The sequence below is a fragment of the Nocardiopsis sp. FR4 genome, from assembly GCF_009830945.1.
Classification (GTDB): domain Bacteria; phylum Actinomycetota; class Actinomycetes; order Streptosporangiales; family Streptosporangiaceae; genus Nocardiopsis.
This window is the reverse complement of the sequence record NZ_ML776455.1, coordinates 161,760-183,189: the sequence shown is the minus strand read 5'-3', so window position 1 is coordinate 183,189 and position 21,430 is coordinate 161,760. Positions and strand designations below refer to the sequence as shown.

Annotated in this window: 15 protein-coding genes and 1 tRNA gene; 3 read left to right on the top strand and 13 right to left on the bottom strand. The window is 70.3% G+C overall.

Translation table 11 applies throughout. The features are described 5' to 3' along the window. Nucleotides 1-36 precede the first annotated feature (36 nt). From rpsG to rplJ, 7 genes are all read right to left on the bottom strand, one after another. A complete protein-coding gene (gene rpsG / locus FYW95_RS03010) occupies nucleotides 37-507 on the bottom strand; it encodes a 30S ribosomal protein S7 (protein WP_159941457.1) in 471 nt (156 codons plus the stop codon). A 2-nt stretch (nucleotides 508-509) separates the two neighbouring features. Beyond that, the gene (gene rpsL / locus FYW95_RS03005; RefSeq protein ID WP_017538026.1) at nucleotides 510-881 is read right to left on the bottom strand and encodes a 30S ribosomal protein S12; all 372 of its coding nucleotides are present in this window, start codon (nucleotides 879-881) and stop codon (nucleotides 510-512) included. Between the two features lie 458 nt (nucleotides 882-1,339). Continuing rightward, complete coding sequence (locus FYW95_RS03000) at nucleotides 1,340-4,420, bottom strand: hypothetical protein (protein ID WP_160049971.1); 3,081 nt, start codon at nucleotides 4,418-4,420, stop codon at nucleotides 1,340-1,342. Between the two features lie 129 nt (nucleotides 4,421-4,549). Next, the gene (locus FYW95_RS02995; RefSeq protein ID WP_159941455.1) at nucleotides 4,550-8,428 is read right to left on the bottom strand and encodes a DNA-directed RNA polymerase subunit beta'; all 3,879 of its coding nucleotides are present in this window, start codon (nucleotides 8,426-8,428) and stop codon (nucleotides 4,550-4,552) included. Between the two features lie 34 nt (nucleotides 8,429-8,462). After that, on the bottom strand, nucleotides 8,463-11,930 hold the full coding sequence (gene rpoB / locus FYW95_RS02990; protein ID WP_160049970.1) for a DNA-directed RNA polymerase subunit beta: 3,468 nt from the start codon (nucleotides 11,928-11,930) through the stop codon (nucleotides 8,463-8,465). A gap of 720 nt (nucleotides 11,931-12,650) precedes the next feature. Then, entirely contained in the window at nucleotides 12,651-13,040 is a 390-nt protein-coding gene (rplL, locus tag FYW95_RS02985) for a 50S ribosomal protein L7/L12 (RefSeq protein WP_159941453.1), read from the bottom strand. A gap of 94 nt (nucleotides 13,041-13,134) precedes the next feature. Then, nucleotides 13,135-13,662 (bottom strand): 50S ribosomal protein L10, encoded by a 528-nt coding sequence (gene rplJ / locus FYW95_RS02980; RefSeq protein ID WP_159941452.1) that lies wholly within the window; start codon nucleotides 13,660-13,662, stop codon nucleotides 13,135-13,137. Between the two features lie 529 nt (nucleotides 13,663-14,191). On the opposite strand from rplJ, the gene FYW95_RS02975 reads away from it, so the two are divergent. After that, on the top strand, nucleotides 14,192-15,037 hold the full coding sequence (locus FYW95_RS02975) for an SCO4651 family lipoprotein (RefSeq protein WP_370463233.1): 846 nt from the start codon (nucleotides 14,192-14,194) through the stop codon (nucleotides 15,035-15,037). Between the two features lie 104 nt (nucleotides 15,038-15,141). On the opposite strand, the gene rplA is transcribed toward FYW95_RS02975, so the two are convergent. The 5 genes from rplA to FYW95_RS02950 form a co-directional block, all read right to left on the bottom strand. After that, the gene (gene rplA, locus FYW95_RS02970) at nucleotides 15,142-15,819 is read right to left on the bottom strand and encodes a 50S ribosomal protein L1 (RefSeq protein WP_159941451.1); all 678 of its coding nucleotides are present in this window, start codon (nucleotides 15,817-15,819) and stop codon (nucleotides 15,142-15,144) included. Between the two features lie 117 nt (nucleotides 15,820-15,936). After that, nucleotides 15,937-16,365, bottom strand: a complete 429-nt coding sequence (rplK, locus tag FYW95_RS02965) for a 50S ribosomal protein L11 (RefSeq protein WP_160049969.1) — start codon at nucleotides 16,363-16,365, stop codon at nucleotides 15,937-15,939. Between the two features lie 272 nt (nucleotides 16,366-16,637). Beyond that, nucleotides 16,638-17,468, bottom strand: a complete 831-nt coding sequence (gene nusG / locus FYW95_RS02960; protein ID WP_160049968.1) for a transcription termination/antitermination protein NusG — start codon at nucleotides 17,466-17,468, stop codon at nucleotides 16,638-16,640. A gap of 171 nt (nucleotides 17,469-17,639) precedes the next feature. Then, nucleotides 17,640-17,894 (bottom strand): preprotein translocase subunit SecE, encoded by a 255-nt coding sequence (gene secE / locus FYW95_RS02955; RefSeq protein WP_159941448.1) that lies wholly within the window; start codon nucleotides 17,892-17,894, stop codon nucleotides 17,640-17,642. 96 nt (nucleotides 17,895-17,990) lie between these two features. Next, nucleotides 17,991-18,063, bottom strand: a tRNA-Trp gene (locus FYW95_RS02950). 242 nt (nucleotides 18,064-18,305) lie between these two features. Between FYW95_RS02950 and FYW95_RS02945 the strand changes: the two genes are divergently transcribed. Both FYW95_RS02945 and FYW95_RS02940 read left to right on the top strand, forming a co-directional pair. After that, nucleotides 18,306-19,514 (top strand): pyridoxal phosphate-dependent aminotransferase, encoded by a 1,209-nt coding sequence (locus tag FYW95_RS02945; protein WP_160049967.1) that lies wholly within the window; start codon nucleotides 18,306-18,308, stop codon nucleotides 19,512-19,514. Nucleotides 19,515-19,645: 131 nt separating this feature from the next. Next, the gene (locus FYW95_RS02940) at nucleotides 19,646-20,683 is read left to right on the top strand and encodes an adenosine deaminase (protein ID WP_160049966.1); all 1,038 of its coding nucleotides are present in this window, start codon (nucleotides 19,646-19,648) and stop codon (nucleotides 20,681-20,683) included. 92 nt (nucleotides 20,684-20,775) lie between these two features. Here the strand turns inward: FYW95_RS02940 and FYW95_RS02935 are convergent, their stop codons facing one another. After that, nucleotides 20,776-21,369 carry a TMEM165/GDT1 family protein gene (locus FYW95_RS02935; RefSeq protein WP_160049965.1) on the bottom strand — a complete coding sequence of 198 codons (594 nt, stop codon included), beginning with the start codon at nucleotides 21,367-21,369 and terminating at the stop codon, nucleotides 20,776-20,778. Between the last annotated feature and the right edge of the window lie 61 nt (nucleotides 21,370-21,430).

Sequence of the window (21,430 nt, the reverse complement as noted above, 5' to 3'; positions counted from 1 at the left end):
AGGCTCGTCGTCCCTCGGTCTGTTTCGGTCGCCGCTTTACCAGCGGTAGTGCGCGAAGGCCTTGTTCGACTCGGCCATCTTGTGCGTGTCCTCACGCTTCTTGACGGCCGCGCCGAGACCGTTGCTGGCGTCGACCAGCTCGTTCATCAGACGCTCGGTCATGGTCTTCTCGCGGCGCTGGCGCGCGTAGGAGACCAGCCAGCGCAGGGCCAGCGTGGTGGACCGGGAGGCGCGGACCTCGACCGGCACCTGGTAGGTCGCGCCACCGACACGGCGGCTGCGGACCTCAAGCGCGGGCTTGACGTTGTCCAGGGCCCGCTTGAGAACGACGAGCGGGTCCTGGCCGGTCTTCTCGCGGGCGCCCTCCAGGGCGTCGTAGACGACGCTCTGGGCGATGGAACGCTTGCCGTCGAGCAGCACCTTGTTGATCAGTGCCGTGACGAGCGGCGAGCCGTAGACCGGGTCGGTGATGAGCTGGCGCTTCGGCGCCGGGCCCTTGCGCGGCATGCTTACTTCTCCTTCTTGGCGCCGTAGCGGCTACGCGCCTGCTTGCGGTTGCGGACACCCTGGGTGTCGAGCGAGCCGCGGACGATTCGGTAGCGGACACCCGGCAGGTCCTTCACACGACCGCCGCGCACCAGCACGATGCTGTGCTCCTGGAGGTTGTGGCCGATGCCGGGGATGTAGGCCGTAACCTCGATGCCGCTGCTCAGCTTGACGCGAGCGACCTTACGCAGAGCGGAGTTCGGCTTCTTCGGCGTAGTGGTGTAGACACGCGTGCACACACCACGTCGCTGCGGACTCCCCTTCAGCGCCGGGGTCTTGTTCTTTGCGACCTTGTCCTGTCGGCCCTTGCGGACCAGCTGCTGGATGGTGGGCACCGCGTCTCCGTCTTCCTCGTGACCTACGCCGGTTCTCGTAGCCGATATCGCTATTGACCTGCTGAATTTCCCGGACCTCCCCCGACCCCCGATGTCGGGCGTGTCGCGCTGGTTCCCGAGCATGGGAAAAAGGCGCTCACGCACGTCCGGGCGACCGGTTATGGGAGGGGGTTCACATGCGCCGCGCGCCGCAGTCACCGTTGCCAGAACCGGGGCGCCGCACACACACGTGTGACCCGTCGACTCACGGGCACAATCACACAGGCTACCGCTTGCCAACAGGGTGGTCAAAACGGTGTGCGACGCGGCGAGAACCGTGGAACCGGTCCTCACATAGCCGTGGGTCACCACCAGTCTACGCGGTCCCGGAGTGCTTTCGCCCCCGGTTTACCCGGCGGCCGGCCGGATCCCGGCCGGCCGTCCCCCGCGACCATTGTCGCCGGGGGACGGCCGCGGGGCTACAGCACCAGCCAGAGGGCGACGGAGATCACCGTCACCAGGATGCCGAGGACGGCGAAGACCGTGCCGGCCGTGATGAACCCCAGCCCGTCGAGCTGTCCGCGGGAGTCGCGGATCGCCCGCTTGGCCCGGGGACCGGTGACCAGCAGGGCCACCAGCGCCGTGACCAGACCGACGCCCGGGATCAGCGAGGCCACACCCAGCCACAGGGTGACCATCGCCCCCCGCTCGGTGTCGGCCAGGAAGTCGATGCTGTCGTAGCCGGGGTAGGGGTCGCCGGGCTCCCCGCCCAGGGGGCGGTCGTCGAAGCCGGGGAAGTCGTCGGCGATGGGATCCCTGCGCCGCTTCCTCGCCGCGGGCTCGGGCATCCCGTAGTCCGCCGGGGTGAACCCGTCCTCGTACTCCCCGTCCCGGTCGGTCCCGGGCTCCTCGTCAGCGGGGTCGGGGCCGTATCCGCGGTCCCGCGGCTCCTCGTCCGCCCAGTCCCGGTCGTCGTCGGGGTCCCCGTCGTCCTCGTCCCCGAGCAGTTCCCTGGCGTCGAACATCTGGGTGGCGCCCCCGGACTCCTCGTCCCGGGAACGGGCACGGGTCTGCATGTCGGCGATCGCGCCCAGGGGGTCGTCCGAGTCGGGGACCGCCGCGGAGAGCTCACCGGTGTCGGGAGCGCCCCAGTCGACGACCTCGGGCCGCCCGGTGGCGGACTCCCTGCGCCGCTGCTCGGCCTCGCGGACCACGTCCGGCAGCCGGAGGTCGTTGCGGTCGAAGGCCCAGGTGTTCCCGCTCCCCCCGCCCTCGGTCCACGGCTCGTTGGTGCCCGATCCCGACCAGGATTCGTCCTCCTCCCGGGAGGGCGTCCACGAGTCCAGGCCCTCGGTGTCCCCCGCGGGCCTCTCGTCCCCCCAGGAGCCCGCGCCCAGCTCGTCCTCGTCCCAGGAGCGGCCACGCGCCGCCCCGTCCGCGAGCGGGTCGTCGGAGCCCCGGGCGGGCGCGTCCTCCGCGGGCCGTTCGGCGCTCCAGGAGTCCCCGCCCAGTTCGTCGCCGTCCCAGGCCCGGGAACGCGCGCCGTCGCCCGCGAGCGGATCGTCGTCCCACGGCTGGGCGGCCGGGGCCCGGCCGGAGCCGGTGTCCTCGGCGGCCCAGGGCTGACCGGAGCCGGCCGCCGGAGCGTCCCAGGAGGCGGGACCGAGCTCGTCGATCTCGGGGGCGGAACCGCCCCACGCCGCCCGACCGTGCTCGTCGGCACCGCCGGGGCCCTCGTGCCCGGCGGATCCGTACTCCGCACCGGAGACACCGCTGTCAGCGGAGCTCCAGGGCTGACCGGTGTCACCGCCGGCGGGCTCCCGGGAGGCGGGCGCGTCCGGAGCGCGGGTCTCCCACGGCTGGGCGTCGGCCGGGGCGGGCGAGCCCTCCCAGGAGGAACCGGACGCGTCGCCCGGCTCGTCGGCCCAGGGCCGGTCCGCGGGGGCGGAGGCGGCGCCGTCGTCCCACGGGGCCTCGCCGGGCTCGGGGACGTCGACCCGCCACCCGATGGAGGCTCCTTCTGCGGCCTGGTCCCCGGCGGCGCCGGAGTCCCGCTCCCCGTACCCGGCGGAGCCGTACTCCGCACCGGGAGCGCCGGGCTCCCAGGAACGGGCGTCGGCGGAGGCGCCGTCCCAGCCGGAGGAGGCGGAGGCACCGGTGTCGTCCCAGGCGGTGGCGGGGCTCCCGGTGTCCCAGGACGCACCACCGTCCACGGCTCCGCCCCGGCCCTCAGGAGCCCCGGGGGCGGAGCCGTACTCCGCGCCGGAAGCGCCGGGCTCCCAGGAACGGGCGTCGGCGGAGGCGCCGTCCCAGCCGGAGGAGGCGGGCGCGCCGCCCTGCTCGTCGGCCCAGGGCCGGTCCGCGGAGGGCGACCAGGCGCCGCCCTCGGGCACGGCCGGGGAGGCGGGGGCGTCGTCCCACCGCGTCTCGTCGGCGTCGGCGGTCCCGGATCGAGGGGCCGACGCGTCCCAGGGCCGCTGGTCGGCGGACTCCCGGCCGTCGGAACCCGTCCCCCAGGCGGTGTCGGAGTGCCCGCCGTCACCGGAAGCCCAGGGCTGGTCGGCGCCGGACCCCGACGCCTCCCAGGAGTCCCCGCCCAGCTCGTCGTCTCCCCGCTCGGCCGAACCGTACGCCGAGGGCCCCTCCCACGACGGGGAGCCGGAGGCACCGAAGCCCGGGCCCTGCTCCGCGTATCCGTATCCGGACCCGGCGGAACCGTGGTCCGCCCCCGGGGCGGGACGGGTGTCGTCCCATGAGGCCCTCCCGGACGCAGCGGTGCCAGAGGATCCGGCCCCCGGGACCGACGCGTCCCAGGGCTGACCGGCGTCGGACGCCGGCGCCTGCCAGGGCGCGCCGCTGTCCGCGGCGCCGCCGAGTCCCCCGGAGTCCCGTGCGGCCGAGCCGTACCCGCCACCCGGGGCGGCGGGCTCCCAGGGACGGGGCTCCGCGTCGGCGGACGGCCCCTCCCAGCCGGAGGAGGCGGGCGCGCCGCCCTGCTCGTCGGCCCCGGAACGCTCCGGAGAGGACGACCGGGCACCGCTCCCGGTGCCACCGCCGGACGCGGTCGCACCGGTGTCGCCCCAGGGCTGGCCGGAACCCGCGGTGTCGTGAAGCGGCTCGGCCTCCCACGGCGAGGGCTCTCGCTCGGGGGCGTCCCCGTCGCCCGGGACCGGGATCGGCTGGGTCCGCGGGCCCTCGGCGGACTGCTCCTCGGGCAGGGGCACCCGCGCGCTGGCGGCCACGCCCGGCAGCCCCGGATCCTCCCGCTCCCCCGGGATCCGGGTGAGGGGCTGGTAGGCCGAGGCCCCGGCCCCCGGGTAGGAGATGCCGGGGGCGGCGGGCGGCGGGCCGCCCAGCGCCTCCGGGTACGGCTCCACAAGCGCCGGGCGGGACGAACTCAGCCCGGTGTATCCTCCGCTGTCCGGGAAGACGGTCTCCCCGTCCTCCTCGCCCTCGAGCGGGTCCTGGTACTCCGACTGTGTGCGGTAGCGGTTCTCACTCGGCTTGAACCACGAGTCCCCCGCACCGGAGTCCCGCCGCTCTCCCCCGTTATCAGTCACCTGTGCCTCTCCCGCCAGCGCAGTAGCGCCGTCTCCCGTCCGCGTCAGCGGACCCTCTACGCGCAACGGCGGCGGCACCACCCCCCGCGCGGGAGGGTGGCAGACCGCCGCCGTCAGTACAGCAAACCGCTACCGGTTGTACGGCCCGAAGTCGTACTCCTCCAGCGGGACGGCCTCGCCCGACCCCTGACCGAAGGTGTACTCGCTCGGCTCCTCGTACCCGGAGACCGAGTACATCGAGGCCTTGGCCTCCTCGGTCGGCTCCACCCGGATGTTGCGGTACTGCGGAATACCGGTACCGGCCGGGATGAGCTTACCGATGATGACGTTCTCCTTGAGGCCGAGCAGCGGATCGCTCTTGCCGTGGATCGCGTTCTCGGTGAGCACCCGGGTGGTCTCCTGGAAGGAGGCCGCGGACAGCCAGGACTCCGTGGCCAGCGAGGCCTTGGTGATACCCAGCAGCACCGGGCGCCCGGCCGCGGGCTGGCCGCCCTCGGACACGACGCGGCGGTTGATCCGCTCGAACTTGGGCCGCTCGACCATCTCACCGGGCAGCAGCTCGGTGTCGCCCGACTCCAGGATGTTCACCCGCTTGAGCATCTGGCGGACGATGATCTCGATGTGCTTGTCGTGGATGGACACACCCTGCGACTTGTAGACCTCCTGGACCTCGGACACCAGGTGCTGCTGCACCGCGCGCGGACCCTGGATGCGCAGGACCTCGTGCGGGTTGATCGCACCCTGGATCAGCTGCTGGCCGACCTTGACGTGGTCGCCGTCGGACACCAGGAGCTGGGCGCGCATCGGGACCGGGTAGGCGATCTCGTCGGTGCCGTCGTCGGGGATGACGACGATCTTGCGGCTCTTCTCGGTGTCGTCGATCCGGATCCGGCCCTCCATCTCGGAGATCGGGGCCACACCCTTGGGGATGCGGGCCTCGAAGAGCTCCTGGACACGGGGCAGACCGTGGGTGATGTCCTGACCAGCCGAACCGCCCATGTGGAAGGTCCGCATGGTCAGCTGGGTACCGGGCTCACCGATGGACTGGGCCGCGATGATACCGATCGCCTCACCGACGTCCACCGGCTTGCCGGTCGCCATGGAGCGGCCGTAGCAGGTGCTGCACACGCCGATCTTGGCCTCGCAGGTCAGCGACGAGCGGATGCGGACGCGGGTGATCCCGGCCTCGATCAGCTTGTCGATGTTCTGCTCGGAGGTGTCGCTCAGCGCGGGCAGGACCACCTTGCCCTCGGCGTCCAGGACGTCCTCGGCGATGGTCCGGCCGAAACCGGTGTTCTCGACGTTGTGCTTGCGCACCACGACACCGGCGGCGTTCTTCTCGCCGATCTCGTGCCACAGCGACCGGTCGGTGCCGCAGTCGATCTCACGGACGATGACGTCCTGCGCCACGTCCACCAGACGACGGGTCAGGTAACCCGAGTCGGCGGTACGCAGGGCGGTGTCGGCCAGGCCCTTGCGCTGACCGTGCGTGGAGATGAAGTACTCCAGCACGGACAGGCCCTCACGGTAGGAGGACTTGATCGGACGCGGGATCGTCTCACCCTTGGTGTTGGAGACCAGGCCGCGGATACCGGCGATCTGGCGCACCTGCATCGGGTTGCCTCGGGCGCCGGACTGGACCATCATCCACACCGGGTTGTCGGCGGGGAAGTTCTCCTCCATGTTCTGCGCGACCTCGGTGGTGGCCTGGGTCCACACCTCGGTGAGCTCCTGACGGCGCTCGTCGTCGGTGATCAGACCCCGGTCGTACTCGCGCTGGATCTTGTCCGCCTTGCGCTCGTACCCCTCCAGGATCTCGGCCTTGCGCGGCGGCGCGACGACGTCCTCGATGCCGATGGTCAGGCCGGACCGGGTGGCCCAGTGGTAACCGGCGTCCTTGAGGGCGTCCAGCGTCGTGGCGACCTGCACCTTGGGGTAGTTCTCGGCCAGGTCGTTGACCAGGACCGAGACCTGCTTCTTGCCCACCTGGAAGTTGACGTACGGGTAGTCGACCGGGGTGGTCTCGTTGAAGAGGTACCGCCCCAGGGTGGTCTCCAGGGTGTAGGGCTCGCCCGGCTGCCAGCCCTCCGGCGGCGTCCAGTCCTTCGGGGCCGGGGCGCCGTCGGCGATGCGCAGCTTGATCCGGGCCTGCAGGTCCAGGTCGCCCAGGTCGTAGGCCATGATGGCCTCGGCCGGGGACAGGAACGAGCGGCCCTCGCCCTTGGCGTTCGCCTTCTCCGTCGTCAGGTAGTACAGGCCGATGATCATGTCCTGGGTGGGCATGGTCACGGGCTTGCCGTCGGACGGCTTGAGGATGTTGTTGGTGGCCAGCATCAGCAGCCGCGCCTCGGCCTGGGCCTCGGCGGACAGCGGCAGGTGCACGGCCATCTGGTCACCGTCGAAGTCGGCGTTGAACGCCGTGCACACGAGCGGGTGGATCTGGATGGCCTTGCCCTCGACCAGCTGCGGCTCGAAGGCCTGGATGCCCAGGCGGTGCAGGGTCGGGGCGCGGTTGAGCAGAACCGGGTGCTCGGTGATGACCTCTTCGAGGACGTCCCACACCACGGGGCGGGACCGCTCCACCATGCGCTTGGCGCTCTTGATGTTCTGCGCGTGGTTCAGGTCGACCAGGCGCTTCATCACGAACGGCTTGAACAGCTCCAGGGCCATCTGCTTGGGCAGACCGCACTGGTGCAGCTTCAGCTGCGGGCCGACGACGATGACCGAACGGCCGGAGTAGTCGACGCGCTTGCCCAGCAGGTTCTGGCGGAACCGGCCCTGCTTGCCCTTGAGCATGTCGGACAGCGACTTGAGCGGACGGTTGCCCGGTCCGGTGACCGGACGGCCGCGGCGGCCGTTGTCGAACAGCGCGTCGACGGCCTCCTGCAGCATCCGCTTCTCGTTGTTGACGATGATCTCGGGCGCGCCGAGGTCCAGCAGCCGCTTGAGGCGGTTGTTGCGGTTGATGACACGGCGGTACAGGTCGTTGAGGTCGGAGGTCGCGAAGCGGCCACCGTCCAGCTGCACCATCGGACGCAGGTCCGGCGGAATGACCGGGATGCAGTCCAGCACCATGCCCATGGGGCTGTTGGTGGTGTTGAGGAACGCCGAGACGACCTTGAGCCGCTTCAGGGCGCGGGCCTTCTTCTGGCCCTTGCCGGTGCGGATGGTCTCACGGAGCTTCTCGGCCTCCACGTCCAGCTCGAAGTTGGCGAGCCGGTCCTGGATGGCCTGGGCGCCCATACCGCCGCGGAAGTACTTGCCGAAGCGGTCCCGCATCTCGCGGTAGAGCATCTCGTCGCCCTCGAGGTCCTGGACCTTGAGGTTCTTGAACCGGTTCCAGACCTCGTCGAGGCGGTCGATCTCGCGCTGGGCGCGGTCGCGCAGCTGGCGCATCTCGCGCTCGGCGCCCTCGCGCACCTTGCGGCGGGCGTCGCCCTTGGCGCCCTGCTCCTCCAGCTCGGCGAGGTCGGCCTCCAGCTTGCGGTGGCGTTCCTCGACGGTGGAGTCGCGGCGCTGCTCCAGGTGCTGCTTCTCGACCGAGATCCGCGCCTCCAGGGACTGCAGGTCGCGCTCGCGGGCCTCGGTGTCCACCCACGTGACCATGTAGGCGGCGAAGTAGATGATCTTCTCGAGATCCTTCGGCGCCAGGTCGAGCAGGTAGCCCAGGCGGGAGGGCACGCCCTTGAAGTACCAGATGTGCGTCACGGGAGCGGCCAGCTCGATGTGGCCCATCCGCTCACGGCGCACCTTGGCGCGGGTCACCTCGACGCCGCAGCGCTCACAGATGATGCCCTTGAAGCGGACGCGCTTGTACTTGCCGCAGTAGCACTCCCAGTCCCGGGTCGGACCGAAGATCTTCTCGCAGAAGAGTCCGTCCTTCTCGGGCTTGAGGGTGCGGTAGTTGATGGTTTCGGGCTTCTTGACCTCGCCGTGCGACCACTGGCGGATGTCGTCGGCCGTGGCCAGGCCGATGCGCAGCTCGTCGAAGAAGTTGACGTCGAGCACTTAATTCGTCCCCTGCTCTCGAAGAATGCGGAAGTTAGACCTCTTCGACACTGCTCGGCTCGCGCCGACCCAGGTCGATTCCCAGTTCTTCCGCCGCGCGGAAGACGTCCTCGTCGCTGTCCCGCATCTCGATGGACATACCGTCACTGGACAGCACCTCCACGTTCAGACAGAGCGACTGCATCTCCTTGATGAGCACCTTGAAGGACTCAGGGATGCCCGGCTCGGGGATGTTCTCGCCCTTGACGATGGCCTCGTAGACCTTGACCCGGCCCACCACGTCGTCGGACTTGATGGTGAGCAGCTCCTGGAGGGCGTAGGCGGCGCCGTAGGCCTCCAGCGCCCACACCTCCATCTCACCGAAGCGCTGACCGCCGAACTGCGCCTTACCGCCCAGCGGCTGCTGGGTGATCATGGAGTAGGGGCCGGTGGAGCGCGCGTGGATCTTGTCGTCCACGAGGTGGTGGAGCTTCAGGATGTACTTGTAGCCGACGGAGATCGGCTCGGCGAAGGGCTCGCCGGTGCGGCCGTCGAACAGGCGCGCCTTGCCGTCGGCGTTGACCAGGCGGTTGCCGTCCGCGTTGGGGCGCACCGACTGGATCAGGCCGCTGAGCTCGTCGCCGCGCAGGCCGTCGAAGACCGGCGTGGCCACGCGCGAGTTCGGCGGGACGTCGTCGGCGCCGATGGCGTGCAGCGACTTCTGCCACCCCTCCTCGTCGCCCTCGACCGTCCAGCCGTTCTTGGCCAGCCAGCCCAGGTGGACCTCCAGTACCTGGCCGACGTTCATACGGCCCGGGACGCCCAGCGGGTTGAGGATGATGTCGACCGGCGTGCCGTCCTCCAGGAAGGGCATGTCCTCCTGGGGCAGGATCTTGGCGATGACACCCTTGTTGCCGTGGCGTCCGGCCAGCTTGTCGCCGTCGGTGATCTTGCGCTTCTGGGCCACGTAGACGCGGACCATCTCGTTGACGCCGGGGGCGAGCTCGTCGCCCTCCTCGCGGCTGAACACGCGCACACCGATGACCTTGCCGGTCTCGCCGTGCGGGACCTTGAGCGAGGTGTCGCGGACCTCACGCGCCTTCTCGCCGAAGATCGCGCGCAGCAGGCGCTCCTCGGGGGTCAGCTCGGTCTCGCCCTTGGGCGTGACCTTGCCGACGAGGATGTCGCCGTCGACGACCTCGGCGCCGATCCGGATGATGCCCCGGTCGTCCAGGTCGGCGAGGACCTCCTCGCTGACGTTGGGGATCTCGCGGGTGATCTCCTCCGGGCCCAGCTTGGTGTCGCGGGCGTCGACCTCGTGCTCCTCGATGTGGATCGAGGACAGGACGTCGTCCTGCACCAGGCGCTGGGAGAGGATGATCGCGTCCTCGTAGTTGTGGCCCTCCCAGGACATGTACGCCACGAGCAGGTTCTTGCCCAGCGACATCTCGCCCTGGTCGGTCGAGGGGCCGTCGGCCAGGACCTGGCCGGCCTCGACCCGCTGGCCCTCGGAGACGATGGGCCGCTGGTTGAAGCAGGTGCCCTGGTTGGAGCGCAGGAACTTGCCCATGCGGTACGTCTTGCGCGTGCCGTCGTCGGCCATGACCGTGACGTAGTCGGCGGTGACGTCCTCGACCACGCCGGCCTTCTCGGCGAGGACGACCTCACCGGCGTCGGTGGCGGCGCGGTACTCCATGCCGGTGCCGACGAAGGGGGCCTCGGCGCGCAGCAGCGGCACGGCCTGGCGCTGCATGTTGGAGCCCATGAGGGCGCGGTTGGCGTCGTCGTGCTCCAGGAACGGGATCATGGCGGTGGCGACCGACACCATCTGGCGCGGCGACACGTCCATGTAGTCGACCTCGTCCGCGGTGACCTGCTCGAACTCCCCGCCCTTGCGGCGCACGAGGACGCGCGTCTCGGCGAAGGTGGCGTCCGCGTTCATCGGCGTGTTGGCCTGGGCGATGACGTAGAGGTCCTCCTCGTCCGCGGTGAGGTAGTCGACCTGGTCGGTGATGCGACCGTCGACGACCTTGCGGTAGGGGGTCTCCACGAAACCGAAGGAGTTGACCCGGCCGTAGGCGGCCAGGGAGCCGATCAGACCGATGTTGGGACCCTCGGGGGTCTCGATCGGGCACATGCGGCCGTAGTGCGAGGGGTGCACGTCACGGACCTCGAAGCCCGCGCGCTCACGGGACAGACCGCCCGGGCCCAGCGCCGAGAGGCGGCGCTTGTGGGTCAGACCCGCGAGCGGGTTGGTCTGGTCCATGAACTGGGACAGCTGCGAGGTGCCGAAGAACTCCTTGATGGAGGCCACGACCGGGCGGATGTTGATCAGGGTCTGCGGCGTGATCGCCTCGACGTCCTGGGTGGTCATCCGCTCGCGGACCACGCGCTCCATGCGGGCCAGGCCCAGGCGGACCTGGTTCTGGATGAGCTCGCCGACGGTGCGCAGGCGGCGGTTGCCGAAGTGGTCGATGTCGTCGGTCTCGATCGGGCGGAGGCCGTTGACGGTCTCCTTCTCGACCTCGCCCGCGTGCAGGCGGACGAGGTAGTCGATCGTGGCGACGATGTCCTCTTCGGTCAGCGTGCCCTGCGTGTAGTCGGTGTCGAGACCGAGCTTCTTGTTGATCTTGTAGCGGCCGACCTTGGCCAGGTCGTAGCGCTTGGGGTTGAAGTACAGGTTCTCCAGCAGCGCCTGGGCCGACTCCTTCGTGGGCGGCTCGCCGGGGCGCAGCTTGCGGTAGATGTCCAGCAGCGCGTCGTCGGTGCCCGCCGTGGGGTCCTTCTCCAGCGTGTTGCGGATGGACTCGTACTGGCCGAAGCGCTCCAGGATCTGGTCGGTGGTCCAGCCCAGGGCCTTGAGCAGGACGGTGACGCCCTGCTTGCGCTTGCGGTCGATGCGGACGCCGACGAAGTCGCGCTTGTCGACCTCGAACTCCAGCCAGGCCCCGCGGGACGGGATGACCTTGCAGCCGAACAGGTCCTTGTCCGAGGTCTTGTCGACGGACTTGTCGAAGTACACGCCCGGCGAGCGAACCAGCTGGGACACGACGACGCGCTCGGTGCCGTTGATGATGAAGGTGCCCTTGGCGGTCATGAGCGGGAAGTCGCCCATGAACACCGTCTGGCTCTTGATCTCACCGGTGTCGTTGTTGATGAACTCCGCCGTGACGAACATCGGGGCGGAGAAGGTCATGTCCTTGTCCTTGCACTCATCCTCTGAGTACTTGGGCGGCTCGAACCGGTGGTCGCGGAACGACAGGGACATCGTGCCCGAGAAGTCCTCGATCGGGCTGATCTCCTCGAAGATCTCTTCGAGACCGGACTGCTCCGGAACGTCCTTGCGGCCAGCGTTTCGGGCCGTCTCAACCCGGGTCTTCCACTTCTCGTTGCCCAGCAGCCAGTCGAACGACTCGGTCTGCAGGGCCAGGAGGTTCGGAACCTCCAGTGGTTCCTGGATACGGGCGAAGGAAACGCGGTGCGGACCAAGGGCGTTAGCGGAGGCGTTGCGCGAGGCTGCCAACAGGGGTCCTTCCGAAGGCTTGTGGCGGTTGAAGCGCGCACGCCAGACGATCCGTCACGAGAGGGACCGCCGCAACACGGTTGAGACGGTCACATCGAGCGGGAGCGGGCCACCGTATGTCCGGAAATGGATCGGGCGGTAGCCGTTCACCGGCACAGGGATCACCAAAGGGCAGCGCAAAAGAGCAGTGTAGCCGAACACCACACCGCTGTCCACTCACGGTCCACAGCGCCACTCACGACACCGGCAGGATCGCCCGTGGAGGGCGATCCGTCAACCCCAACCAGGCAGTATTCCCCAAAACCTGACCTGCCGGGTGATGCCGGAACCGTTCTCGGTGGACTGGTGCGCCTGCCCTGGCCCGGGGGGTGGGAGCCAACGGACATCCGAAGGATTCCCCCGCCGTGGGCGGGTAAACACTTCCCCAGGGCCGCACCAGCTTTCCCGGCACGGGACATTATCGCGTCCGGAGGACACTTCGCACACGCCCCCCGGAGTCCGCCCAGCTTCGCACGCCCCGGGGGGCGCGCGGTGGTGGGCGGCGGGTACGGCGTGGCACGCGCGGTCCCGGCCCGGCGCGCGGGGGCGGCCGGACCGCGTTCCAGGGTAACGGAGCCCCTCCCTGCGCCGGGACCGTGGAACGCACGCGAACGGCCGCCCCTCCCGAGGGGAGGAGCGGCCGTGGGAGCAGACCAGCGGGCGCTGTGCGCCCGCGGAGGACTACTTGAGGGTGACGGTGGCGCCAGCGCCCTCGAGGGCGGCCTTGGCCTTCTCAGCCGTCTCCTTGTTCACGCCCTCCAGCAGCGGCTTGGGAGCGTTGTCGACCAGGTCCTTGGCCTCCTTGAGGCCCAGGCTCGTGAGGCCGCGGACCTCCTTGATGACCTGGATCTTCTTGTCGCCGGCGGCCTCGAGGACGACGTCGAACTCGTCCTTCTCCTCCTCGGCGGCGGCGTCGCCGCCACCCTGGCCGGGAGCGGCGACGGCCACGGCGGCCGGAGCGGCGGCGGTGACGTCGAACTTCTCCTCGAAGAGCTTCACGAACTCGGAGAGCTCGAGAAGGGTCATCTCCTCGAACGCGGCAAGCAGGTCGTCGTTGCTGAGCTTCGCCATGGTGCGATCTCTCTTTCTCTACGGACACGCGCGCCTGTCGGCTTCACGTGCGAGCCAGTGGCCGGGCACCGTCGGCGCCCGACGGGTTCGGGTTTTAGGCGGCTTCCTCGGAGCGCTTGTCCGCCAGGGCCTGCGCCAAGCGCACGGTCTTGGACGGCAGCGCCTGGAAGACGGCGGCGGCCTGGCCCTGCTTGGCCTTGAGCGCGCCAGCCAGCTTCGAGAGGAGAACCTCGCGGGACTCCAGGTCGGCCAGCTTGGTGACGTCCTCGGCGCTCATCGACTTGCCGTCGATGACGCCGCCCTTGATCACCAGGGGCGAGTTCGCCTTCGCGAAGTCACGCAGACCCTTGGCCGCCTCCACCACGTCGCCGCGGATGAAGGCGATCGCGGAGGGGCCCTCGAGCAGGTCCTTGACCTGCTCGTCGATCCCGGCCTCAGTGACCGCGATCTTGGTCAGCGTGTTCTTGACGATGCGAAAACGCGCGTTCTGACCGAGGCTGCGGCGCAGTTCGGTGATCTGCGCGACAGTGAGCCCCCGGTATTCGGTCAGCACGGCGCCGCTCGACTCGCGGAGCTCGTCCGCGATCTCGGCGACCGCGGCTGCCTTGTCCGGCCTCGCCATGGGACTCCTTCCAACATTGACTGTGTCCCCCGCCCGTGGGGCGGAGGGCCCCGGCCCCGGTGGGACACCGGAACCGGCCGGAGAATGCTGGCGGTCTCCAAGGACTTCCGCGATCGGCGTCAGCACGAGAGAAAGCCCCGAGTGCCAGGCGCACGGGGCATGACCGCGTTCTGCTGGGCACGCGGGGCGCGCCCGGAACGGGAAGCTTCTGTGACACCTGCGCGGGCGCCCATCTCGGATGGGTCCTTAGGCCGCCCCTACGGGCGGAGACCAGCGGTCTTCGGCAATACACCATCGTACTGCACGCCCCGGGCCGCTCGTCCACGCACGGACGCGGGGCCGGGTGACCGTGCTCACGGCCCGGGGCGCGTCCGCGGCGAAGGACACGGAACCGTACCGGAAAGCCGTACGGCGCCGTAACGACCGGCGTCTCCCCGCTCCGGAAGTCCGACCCCCATGGAATCATGACCCCTCCGGGCATCCCCGTTGAGAACGTGCCCGTCCCCCGATTCCAGAGAGCGAAGTTTTCGTGAAGACCCGCATGCCGGCGCTGTTCGCCGCCGGCGCCCTCGCCCTGTCCCTGGCCGCCTGCGGCAGCGAGGCCCCCGAGGAGGAGACCACCAACGAGGCCGCCGCGGAGGCGGAGGAGAACGGAGGCGGAGGCGTCCTCGACCTGATCTCCGGCCTCGGCGAGAAGACCCGGAGCGTCGACAACTACACGCTCGACATGTCCATGCACATGCCCGACCCGGACCTCGGCGACATCGACATGACCATGACCTTCGAGGTCATGGACGACCCGAGCGCCTCCAAGGTCACCATGGTCATGCCGTTCCTCGGCGAGTCCCTCCTGGAACTCGCCCAGCTGGGTGGCGCGAACCCCGACCTGACCGCCGAGGAACTGGGCACCGCCATCCTCATCGTGCCCGCCGAGGGCGAGGCCCTGGTGTCCAACCACAACGAGACCCACGGTGTGGACACCCCGTGGGCCCGCGGCGTGCAGGACACCGACATGTTCGCCCCGGAGGAGATGTTCGACATCGGCACGCTGTCGGACATCACGGGTGCCTTCGCCGGGATCGAGCAGATGGAAGAGGTGGGCTCCGAGGAGGTCAGCGGCGTCGCGACCACCCTCGTCGAGGGCACGATGACCAGCGAGGACATCGAGGCCCTGGAAGCGGAGCAGAAGCAGGCCGTCGAGGACCTCCTGGGCGGTGTCGAGGGAACCGTCGACGTCTCGCTCTGGATCGACGACAGCGGCTTCCCGATGCGCCTGGACTTCTCCGACGAGAAGGCCGACATCTCGATGGTCTTCTCCGAGCTGGGCGAGACGTCCTTCGAGATCCCCGGCGAGGACGAGATCACCGACCTGTAGGAGCCGCACGCCGAGCGGAACCGACCCGCACACGTGGAGCGGCCCCCGGCCGTCCTCTCCAGGACGGCCGGGGGCCGCTCTCGTCTACGGCGACGGGGCCGGGGTCAGACCTCGAGCGGAATGCTCGGGCCCATGGACGTGGTGACCACGGCCTTCTTGACGTAGCGGCCCTTGGCGGCGGACGGCTTGAGGCGGTTCACCTCGTCGATCGCGGCCTGGTAGTTCTCCAGGAGCTGCTGCTCGCCGAAGGAGGCCTTGCCGATGATGAAGTGCAGGTTCCCGTGGCGGTCCACGCGGAACTCGATCTTGCCGCCCTTGATGTCGGTGACGGCCTTGGCGACGTCGGGGGTGACGGTGCCGGTCTTCGGGTTCGGCATCAGGCCGCGCGGACCCAGGACGCGGCCGAGGCGGCCGACCTTGCCCATGAGGTCCGGTGTGGCGACCACGGCGTCGAAGTCCGTGAAGCCCTTGGCGACCTTCTCGATCATCTCGTCGTCGCCGATGATGTCGGCGCCAGCGGCGAGAGCCTGCTCGGCACGCTCACCGGTCGCGAAGACCAGGACCCGGGCGGTCTTACCGGTGCCGTGCGGCAGGTTCACGGTGCCGCGGACCATCTGGTCGGCCTTGCGCGGGTCGACGCCCAGGCGCAGGGCGACCTCGACGGTCGCGTCGAACTTGACGGTGGCGGTCTCCTTGGCGAGCTTCACGGCCTCGATGGGGCTGTAGAGCTTGTCGCGGTCCACCAGCTGGCTGGCTTTGCGGTGGTTCTTGCTGCGCTTCACGCTGTTCTCCTAGGGAACGTGTGGTCACGGGGCCAGCGCCTGGCCCTGCCACTGTGGTTCGTCGGGGTGGAGCACCCCTGGTCGCCCCGGCCGTGGTGCCGGTGCCACCGGGCGGGGCTACTTGACCTCGATGCCCATCGAGCGGGCGGTGCCGGCGACGATCTTGGCGGCGGCCTCGATGTCGTCGGTGTTGAGGTCGGGCAGCTTGGTCTGCGCGATCTCGCGGACCTGCTCGGCGGTGATGGAACCGGCGGTGTTGCGGCCCGGGTCCGTGGCGGCCTTGTCCAGGCCGGCGGCCTTCAGGATCAGCTTGGGCGCCGGAGGCGTCTTGGTGACGAAGCTGAAGGAACGGTCCTCGTAGATGGAGATCTCTACGGGGATGACGTTGCCGCGCTGGGACTCCGTGGCAGCGTTGTACTGCTTGCAGAAGTCCATGATGTTGACGCCGTGCGGACCGAGCGCGGTACCGACGGGCGGCGCCGGGGTGGCCTGACCGGCGGGGAGCTGCACCTTGACGAGTGCGGCCAGTTTCTTCTTCGGAGGCATATCGGGTCCTTCGCCTGATCTGCGATGTGTGTTGGCCCCTGGCCCCCTGACGGCGCCGGTCGGCCACGGGGGCCGGGACCTGCGCCGGGGAGGGCGCGAATCCGCGCCGCGGGCGCGGTACGGCGGCCCGCCGGGGCCGGGCGGGCCGGGTGCGGTCCGCCGGGGCGGGACACGCGAGTGGGTCCGCCACGGGGCGGACCCACCAAGTCTATGGTGCCCGGAGGGGTGCCTTCGCAGGTCCTCCGGGCGGCGCCGGTGAGGGCGCGAGCGCCCTAGATCTTGGCGACCTGGTTGAAGGAGAGCTCGACCGGGGTCTCGCGGCCGAAGATCGACACCAGCACCTTGAGCTTCTGGGTGTCGGGGTTGATCTCGCTGACCGTCGCGGGCAGGGTCGCGAAGGGGCCCTCCATGACCGTGACGGACTCGCCGACCTCGTAGGCCACGTCCATGCGGGCCTCTCCGACACCGCCGGTACGGGCCTGCTGCGCCTGCTCCGGCTCCTCCTCCGGCTCGGGCGCCAGGAGCTTGGCCACCTCGGTCAGGCTCAGCGGCGCGGGCTTGTTGGAGAGCCCGACGAAGCCGGTGACGCCCGGGGTGTTGCGGATGGCCGACCAGGACTCGTCGGTCAGGTCCATGCGGACGAGCACGTAGCCGGGCAGGACCTTCTCGGTGACCTGCTGGCGCTTGCCGCTCTTGACCTCGGTGACCTCGTGCTCGGGCACCTCGACCTGGAAGATGTACTCCTCCATGTTGAGGGACTGGGTGCGGCTCTCGACGTTGGCCTTGACCCGCTTCTCGTAACCCGCGTAGGTGTGCACGACGTACCAGTCGCCGGGCAGCAGGACGAGCTCGTTCTTGAACTCCTCGACGGGATCCAGGCGGGGGGCCTCCTCGGCCTCCTCCTCGGCGTCGGCCTCGTCAGCCGCGTCGGCGCCCTGGACCTGCTCGGCCTCGTCGGCGTCGCCGGTCAGCTCCGGGCTGTCGGCGTCGGCCGCTGCGGCCGCGTCCTCCGGCAGCTCGCCAGCCAGGCCGGCCTCTTCCGCCGACGCCTGATCCGGCTCCTCTTCGGGGAAGTCGTCAGAGGTCAGTGGGGACTCGGACACGGCTGCTCTTTCTCTCGTCGGAATCGCTCTAGGGGCGGACGCACGCGAGAAAGCGCCGTGCGTCGTACCCGGTCATGCCAGCTTACGGTCTCTCCGGGCGAACCGGGACCAACGCGCGGACGAGGAGGGCAGCGCCCCGGCTCGTGCGGGAGGCGCGGGTGAAGGGGGGCGTCAGACGCCCTGCGGCGTACCGAACGTGCCGTAGAGCCAGGTGACGGCCTCGCCGAAGCCCCAGTCCAGCAGGGAGACGTAGGCCAGGACGATCACCACGAAGACGAGGACCACGATCGTGTAGGTCACCAGCTCGCGGCGCGTGGGCCAGCGAACCTTGCGCAGCTCGCCGACGACCTGCTTGGTGAACGTCACCGGACCGGTACGACGCTTGGGCTCCTTGTCGGGCTTGGCGTCGGCGTCAGTCTGAGTCACCTGAGGGTCCTTAGGGTCGCGGGCTACTGGATGTCCCCGTAGTTCCGACGCTCGCGCGGCGCGCGCCCGAGGGGCCGCACCGCGCGAGCGTTCCTGCAGGGCAGGAGGGACTCGAACCCCCAACCGCCGGTTTTGGAGACCGGTGCTCTGCCAATTGAGCCACTGCCCTTAGCGGAAACTGCGCTCCCACCATAGCCGGTCCGGACGCGCTACGCACACCGTGTGTCGAACCGCATCCGACCGCGACCGGCCGACGCTCCGGATTGTAGGGGTTTCACCGGTCCCGGACCAAACCGTTTGTCCGGTTCGCCGGGGCACGGGCCCCTCCGCCCGGCAGGGGACCGCCCCGGCCGCGCCGGGGCCCGCCGTCCGGCCCACCGGGCCCGGGACGCACATGACAACATGGGAACCATGACTGACCGACCCCGTGTGTCTGCACGTATCAGCGCCATTTCCGAGTCCGCCACCCTCGCCGTGGACGCGAAGGCCAAGGCCATGAAGGCGGAGGGCCGCCCCGTCATCGGCTTCGGCGCGGGGGAGCCCGACTTCCCGACGCCCGACTACATCGTCGAGGCCGCCGTCGCGGCCGCCCGTGAGCCCCGGTTCCACCGCTACACCCCGGCGGGCGGCCTCCCCGAGCTCAAGAAGGCCATCGTCGAGAAGACCCGGCGCGACTCCGGCTACGAGGTGGAGCCGGCCCAGGTCCTGGTGACCAACGGCGGCAAGCAGGCCATCTACGAGGCCTTCGCGGCCATGCTGGACCCGGGCGACGAGGTCATCGTCATCGCGCCGTACTGGACCACCTACCCCGAGTCCATCAAGCTCGCGGGCGGCGTGCCGGTCTTCGTCGTCACCGACGAGAGCACCGGCTACCTGGCCAGCGTGGAGCAGCTGGAGGAGGTGCGCAGCGACCGCACCAAGGTCCTGGTGTTCGTCTCCCCGTCCAACCCGACCGGCGCCGTGTACCCGCGCGAGCAGGTCCGCGCCATCGGGCGGTGGGCCCACGAGCACGGCCTGTGGGTGATGACCGACGAGATCTACGAGCACCTGGTCTACGGGGACGCGGAGTTCTCCTCGCTGCCCGTGGAGGTGCCCGAGATCGCCGACCGCACCGTCGTCGTCAACGGCGTGGCCAAGACCTACGCCATGACCGGCTGGCGCGTCGGGTGGATCCTCGGCCCCAAGGACGTGGTCAAGGCGGCGAGCAACCTCCAGTCGCACGCCACCTCCAACGTCGCCAACGTCTCCCAGATGGCCGCCCTGGCCGCGCTCACCGGCGACCTGGAGGCCGTTGCCCGGATGCGCGAGGCCTTCGACCGCCGCCGGAAGACCATCGTGCGCATGCTCAACGAGATCGACGGCGTGGTCTGCCCCGAGCCGCAGGGCGCCTTCTACGCCTACCCCTCCGTCAAGGGCGTGCTCGGCAAGGAGATCCGCGGCCGGACGCCGCGGACCTCCACCGAGCTGGCCGAGCTGATCCTGGAGGAGTCCGAGGTCGCCGTGGTGCCCGGTGAGGCCTTCGGCACCCCCGGCTACCTGCGCCTGTCCTACGCGCTCAGCGACGAGGACCTCGTCGAGGGCGTGAGCCGCGTGCAGAAGCTCCTGGCCGAGGCCAGATAGTACCGCCGGCACCGCGCCGACGCGCCCCTCCGCCCCGGCTCGGCGGGGCGCGTCGGCGTTCACGGCCCCGGACCGGAACGAAGTCGGGTGTCCGGGCACCAGCGGTGCCCGCCATACGGCAGGCTTACGTCATGGAGACACCGACCAGCACCCGCCGGTTGGACCGGCTGCCCAAAGCCCATCTGCACCTGCACTTCACCGGTTCGATGCGCCACCCCACCCTCGTGGAACTGGCCCGCCAGAACGGGGTGCACCTCCCCCAGGCCCTGGTCGAGGAGTGGCCGCCGCGGCTGCGCGCCACCGACGAGCGCGGCTGGTTCCGCTTCCAGCGCCTGTACGACATCGCCCGGTCGGTGCTGAGCAGACCCGAGGACGTGTACCGGCTGCTGCGCGAGGCCGCCGAGGACGAGCGCGAGGCCGGGTCCGCCTGGCTGGAGATCCAGGTGGACCCGAGCGGCTACGCGTCGCGCTTCGACGGGCTCACCGCCGCCCTGGAGCTGTTCCTGGACGCGGCCGCGGCCGCCGAGCGGGCCACCGGGGTGGGCGTCGGCCTGATGGTGGCCGCCAACCGCACCAGGCACCCGCTGGACGCCAAGGTCCTGGCCCGGCTGGCCCGCCAGTACGCGGGCCGGGGCGTGGTCTCCTTCGGGCTCAACAACGACGAGCGCCGGGGGCGCGCGCTGGAGTTCGAGGGGGCGTTCCGGATCGCGCGGCGGGCGGGCCTGCTGTCCGCGCCGCACGGCGGCGAGCTCCAGGGGCCGCGGAGCGTGCGCGAGTGCCTGGACGAGCTGGGCGCGGACCGGGTGGGGCACGGCGTGCGCGCCGTGGAGGACCCCCACCTGGTGGAGCGGATCGCCACGCAGGGCGTGACGCTGGAGATCTGCCCGACCTCCAACGTGGGCCTGGGGGTGTACGACCGGGTGGAGCACCTGCCGCTGCGCAGGCTCTTCGACGCCGGGGTGCCCATCGCGCTGGGGACCGACGACCCGCTGCTGTTCGGCCCGCGCCTGGTGGAGCAGTACCGGATCGCCCGCGAGGTGTTCGGGTTCTCCGACGCCGAGCTGGCCGAGCTGGCGCGGATGTCGATCCGCGGCTCGGGCGCCCCGGAGTCGCTGCGCAAGGAGCTGCTCTCCGGGGTGGACGCCTGGCTGGCCGCCGACCCCGACTGAGGTCCCCGGCCGGGGCTCCCTCCGGGGCCGGAGCTCCCGGGGCGTCCGGAGGCCCGGGGAGCGGAACCGGCGGCCCCCGGCGCCGGACCTCCTCAGGCCAGGACCATCCACGCTCCCTGGACCAGCATGACCGCGCCCGCGACGAAGAACAGGACCGCGGCGCCGATCTGGATCGCCCGCTCGGGCAGCTTCTTGCCCAGGAGGGCGCCCAGGGCGATGGCGATGGCGTCGGCGGCGACCATGCCGACCGTGGAGCCGATCCAGACCGGCAGCCAGTGGTACTGGGTGCCGACGGTGATGGTGGCCAGCATCGTCTTGTCGCCCAGTTCGGCGACGAAGAAGACCACGCAGACCGTCATGAAGGCCGAGCGGATGCGCCGGGAGGCGGCCCGCTCCTCGTCCTTGTCGGTCATCTCGTCGCCGCGCAGGGTCCACAGCCCGAAGAACAGGAAGGCGCCGCCCGCGGCCAGCGTGAGCAGGTCGGTGGGCAGCGCGGCGCCCAGCACCTCGGCGGTCAGCACGCTCAGCGCGTGCACGACGGCGGTGGCCGCGGTGATGCCGAGGATGACCGTGAGGACGCGGTAGCGGGTGGCCAGGGACATCGCCACCAACTGGGTCTTGTCCCCCATTTCGGCGACGAAGATGGCGAAGGAGCTGAATACCAGCCCGGCGAGAAACGCGGTCATGTCCTGCCTTCGTGTCCGAGGTGCTGGGCAGAAGGAGGCGGCGGGGGCCACTCCAACCCGG

Bases quoted from the DNA above. Each gene is read 5' to 3' on its own strand.
- rpsG (WP_159941457.1), bottom strand. From the start codon at position 507: ATGCCGCGCAAGGGCCCGGCGCCGAAGCGCCAGCTCATCACCGACCCG.
- rplL (WP_159941453.1), bottom strand. From the start codon at position 13,040: ATGGCGAAGCTCAGCAACGACGACCTGCTTGCCGCGTTCGAGGAGATG.
- rplJ (WP_159941452.1), bottom strand. From the start codon at position 13,662: ATGGCGAGGCCGGACAAGGCAGCCGCGGTCGCCGAGATCGCGGACGAG.
- rplK (WP_160049969.1), bottom strand. From the start codon at position 16,365: ATGCCTCCGAAGAAGAAACTGGCCGCACTCGTCAAGGTGCAGCTCCCC.
- FYW95_RS02945 (WP_160049967.1), top strand. From the start codon at position 18,306: ATGACTGACCGACCCCGTGTGTCTGCACGTATCAGCGCCATTTCCGAG.
- FYW95_RS02940 (WP_160049966.1), top strand. From the start codon at position 19,646: ATGGAGACACCGACCAGCACCCGCCGGTTGGACCGGCTGCCCAAAGCC.
- FYW95_RS02935 (WP_160049965.1), bottom strand. From the start codon at position 21,369: ATGACCGCGTTTCTCGCCGGGCTGGTATTCAGCTCCTTCGCCATCTTC.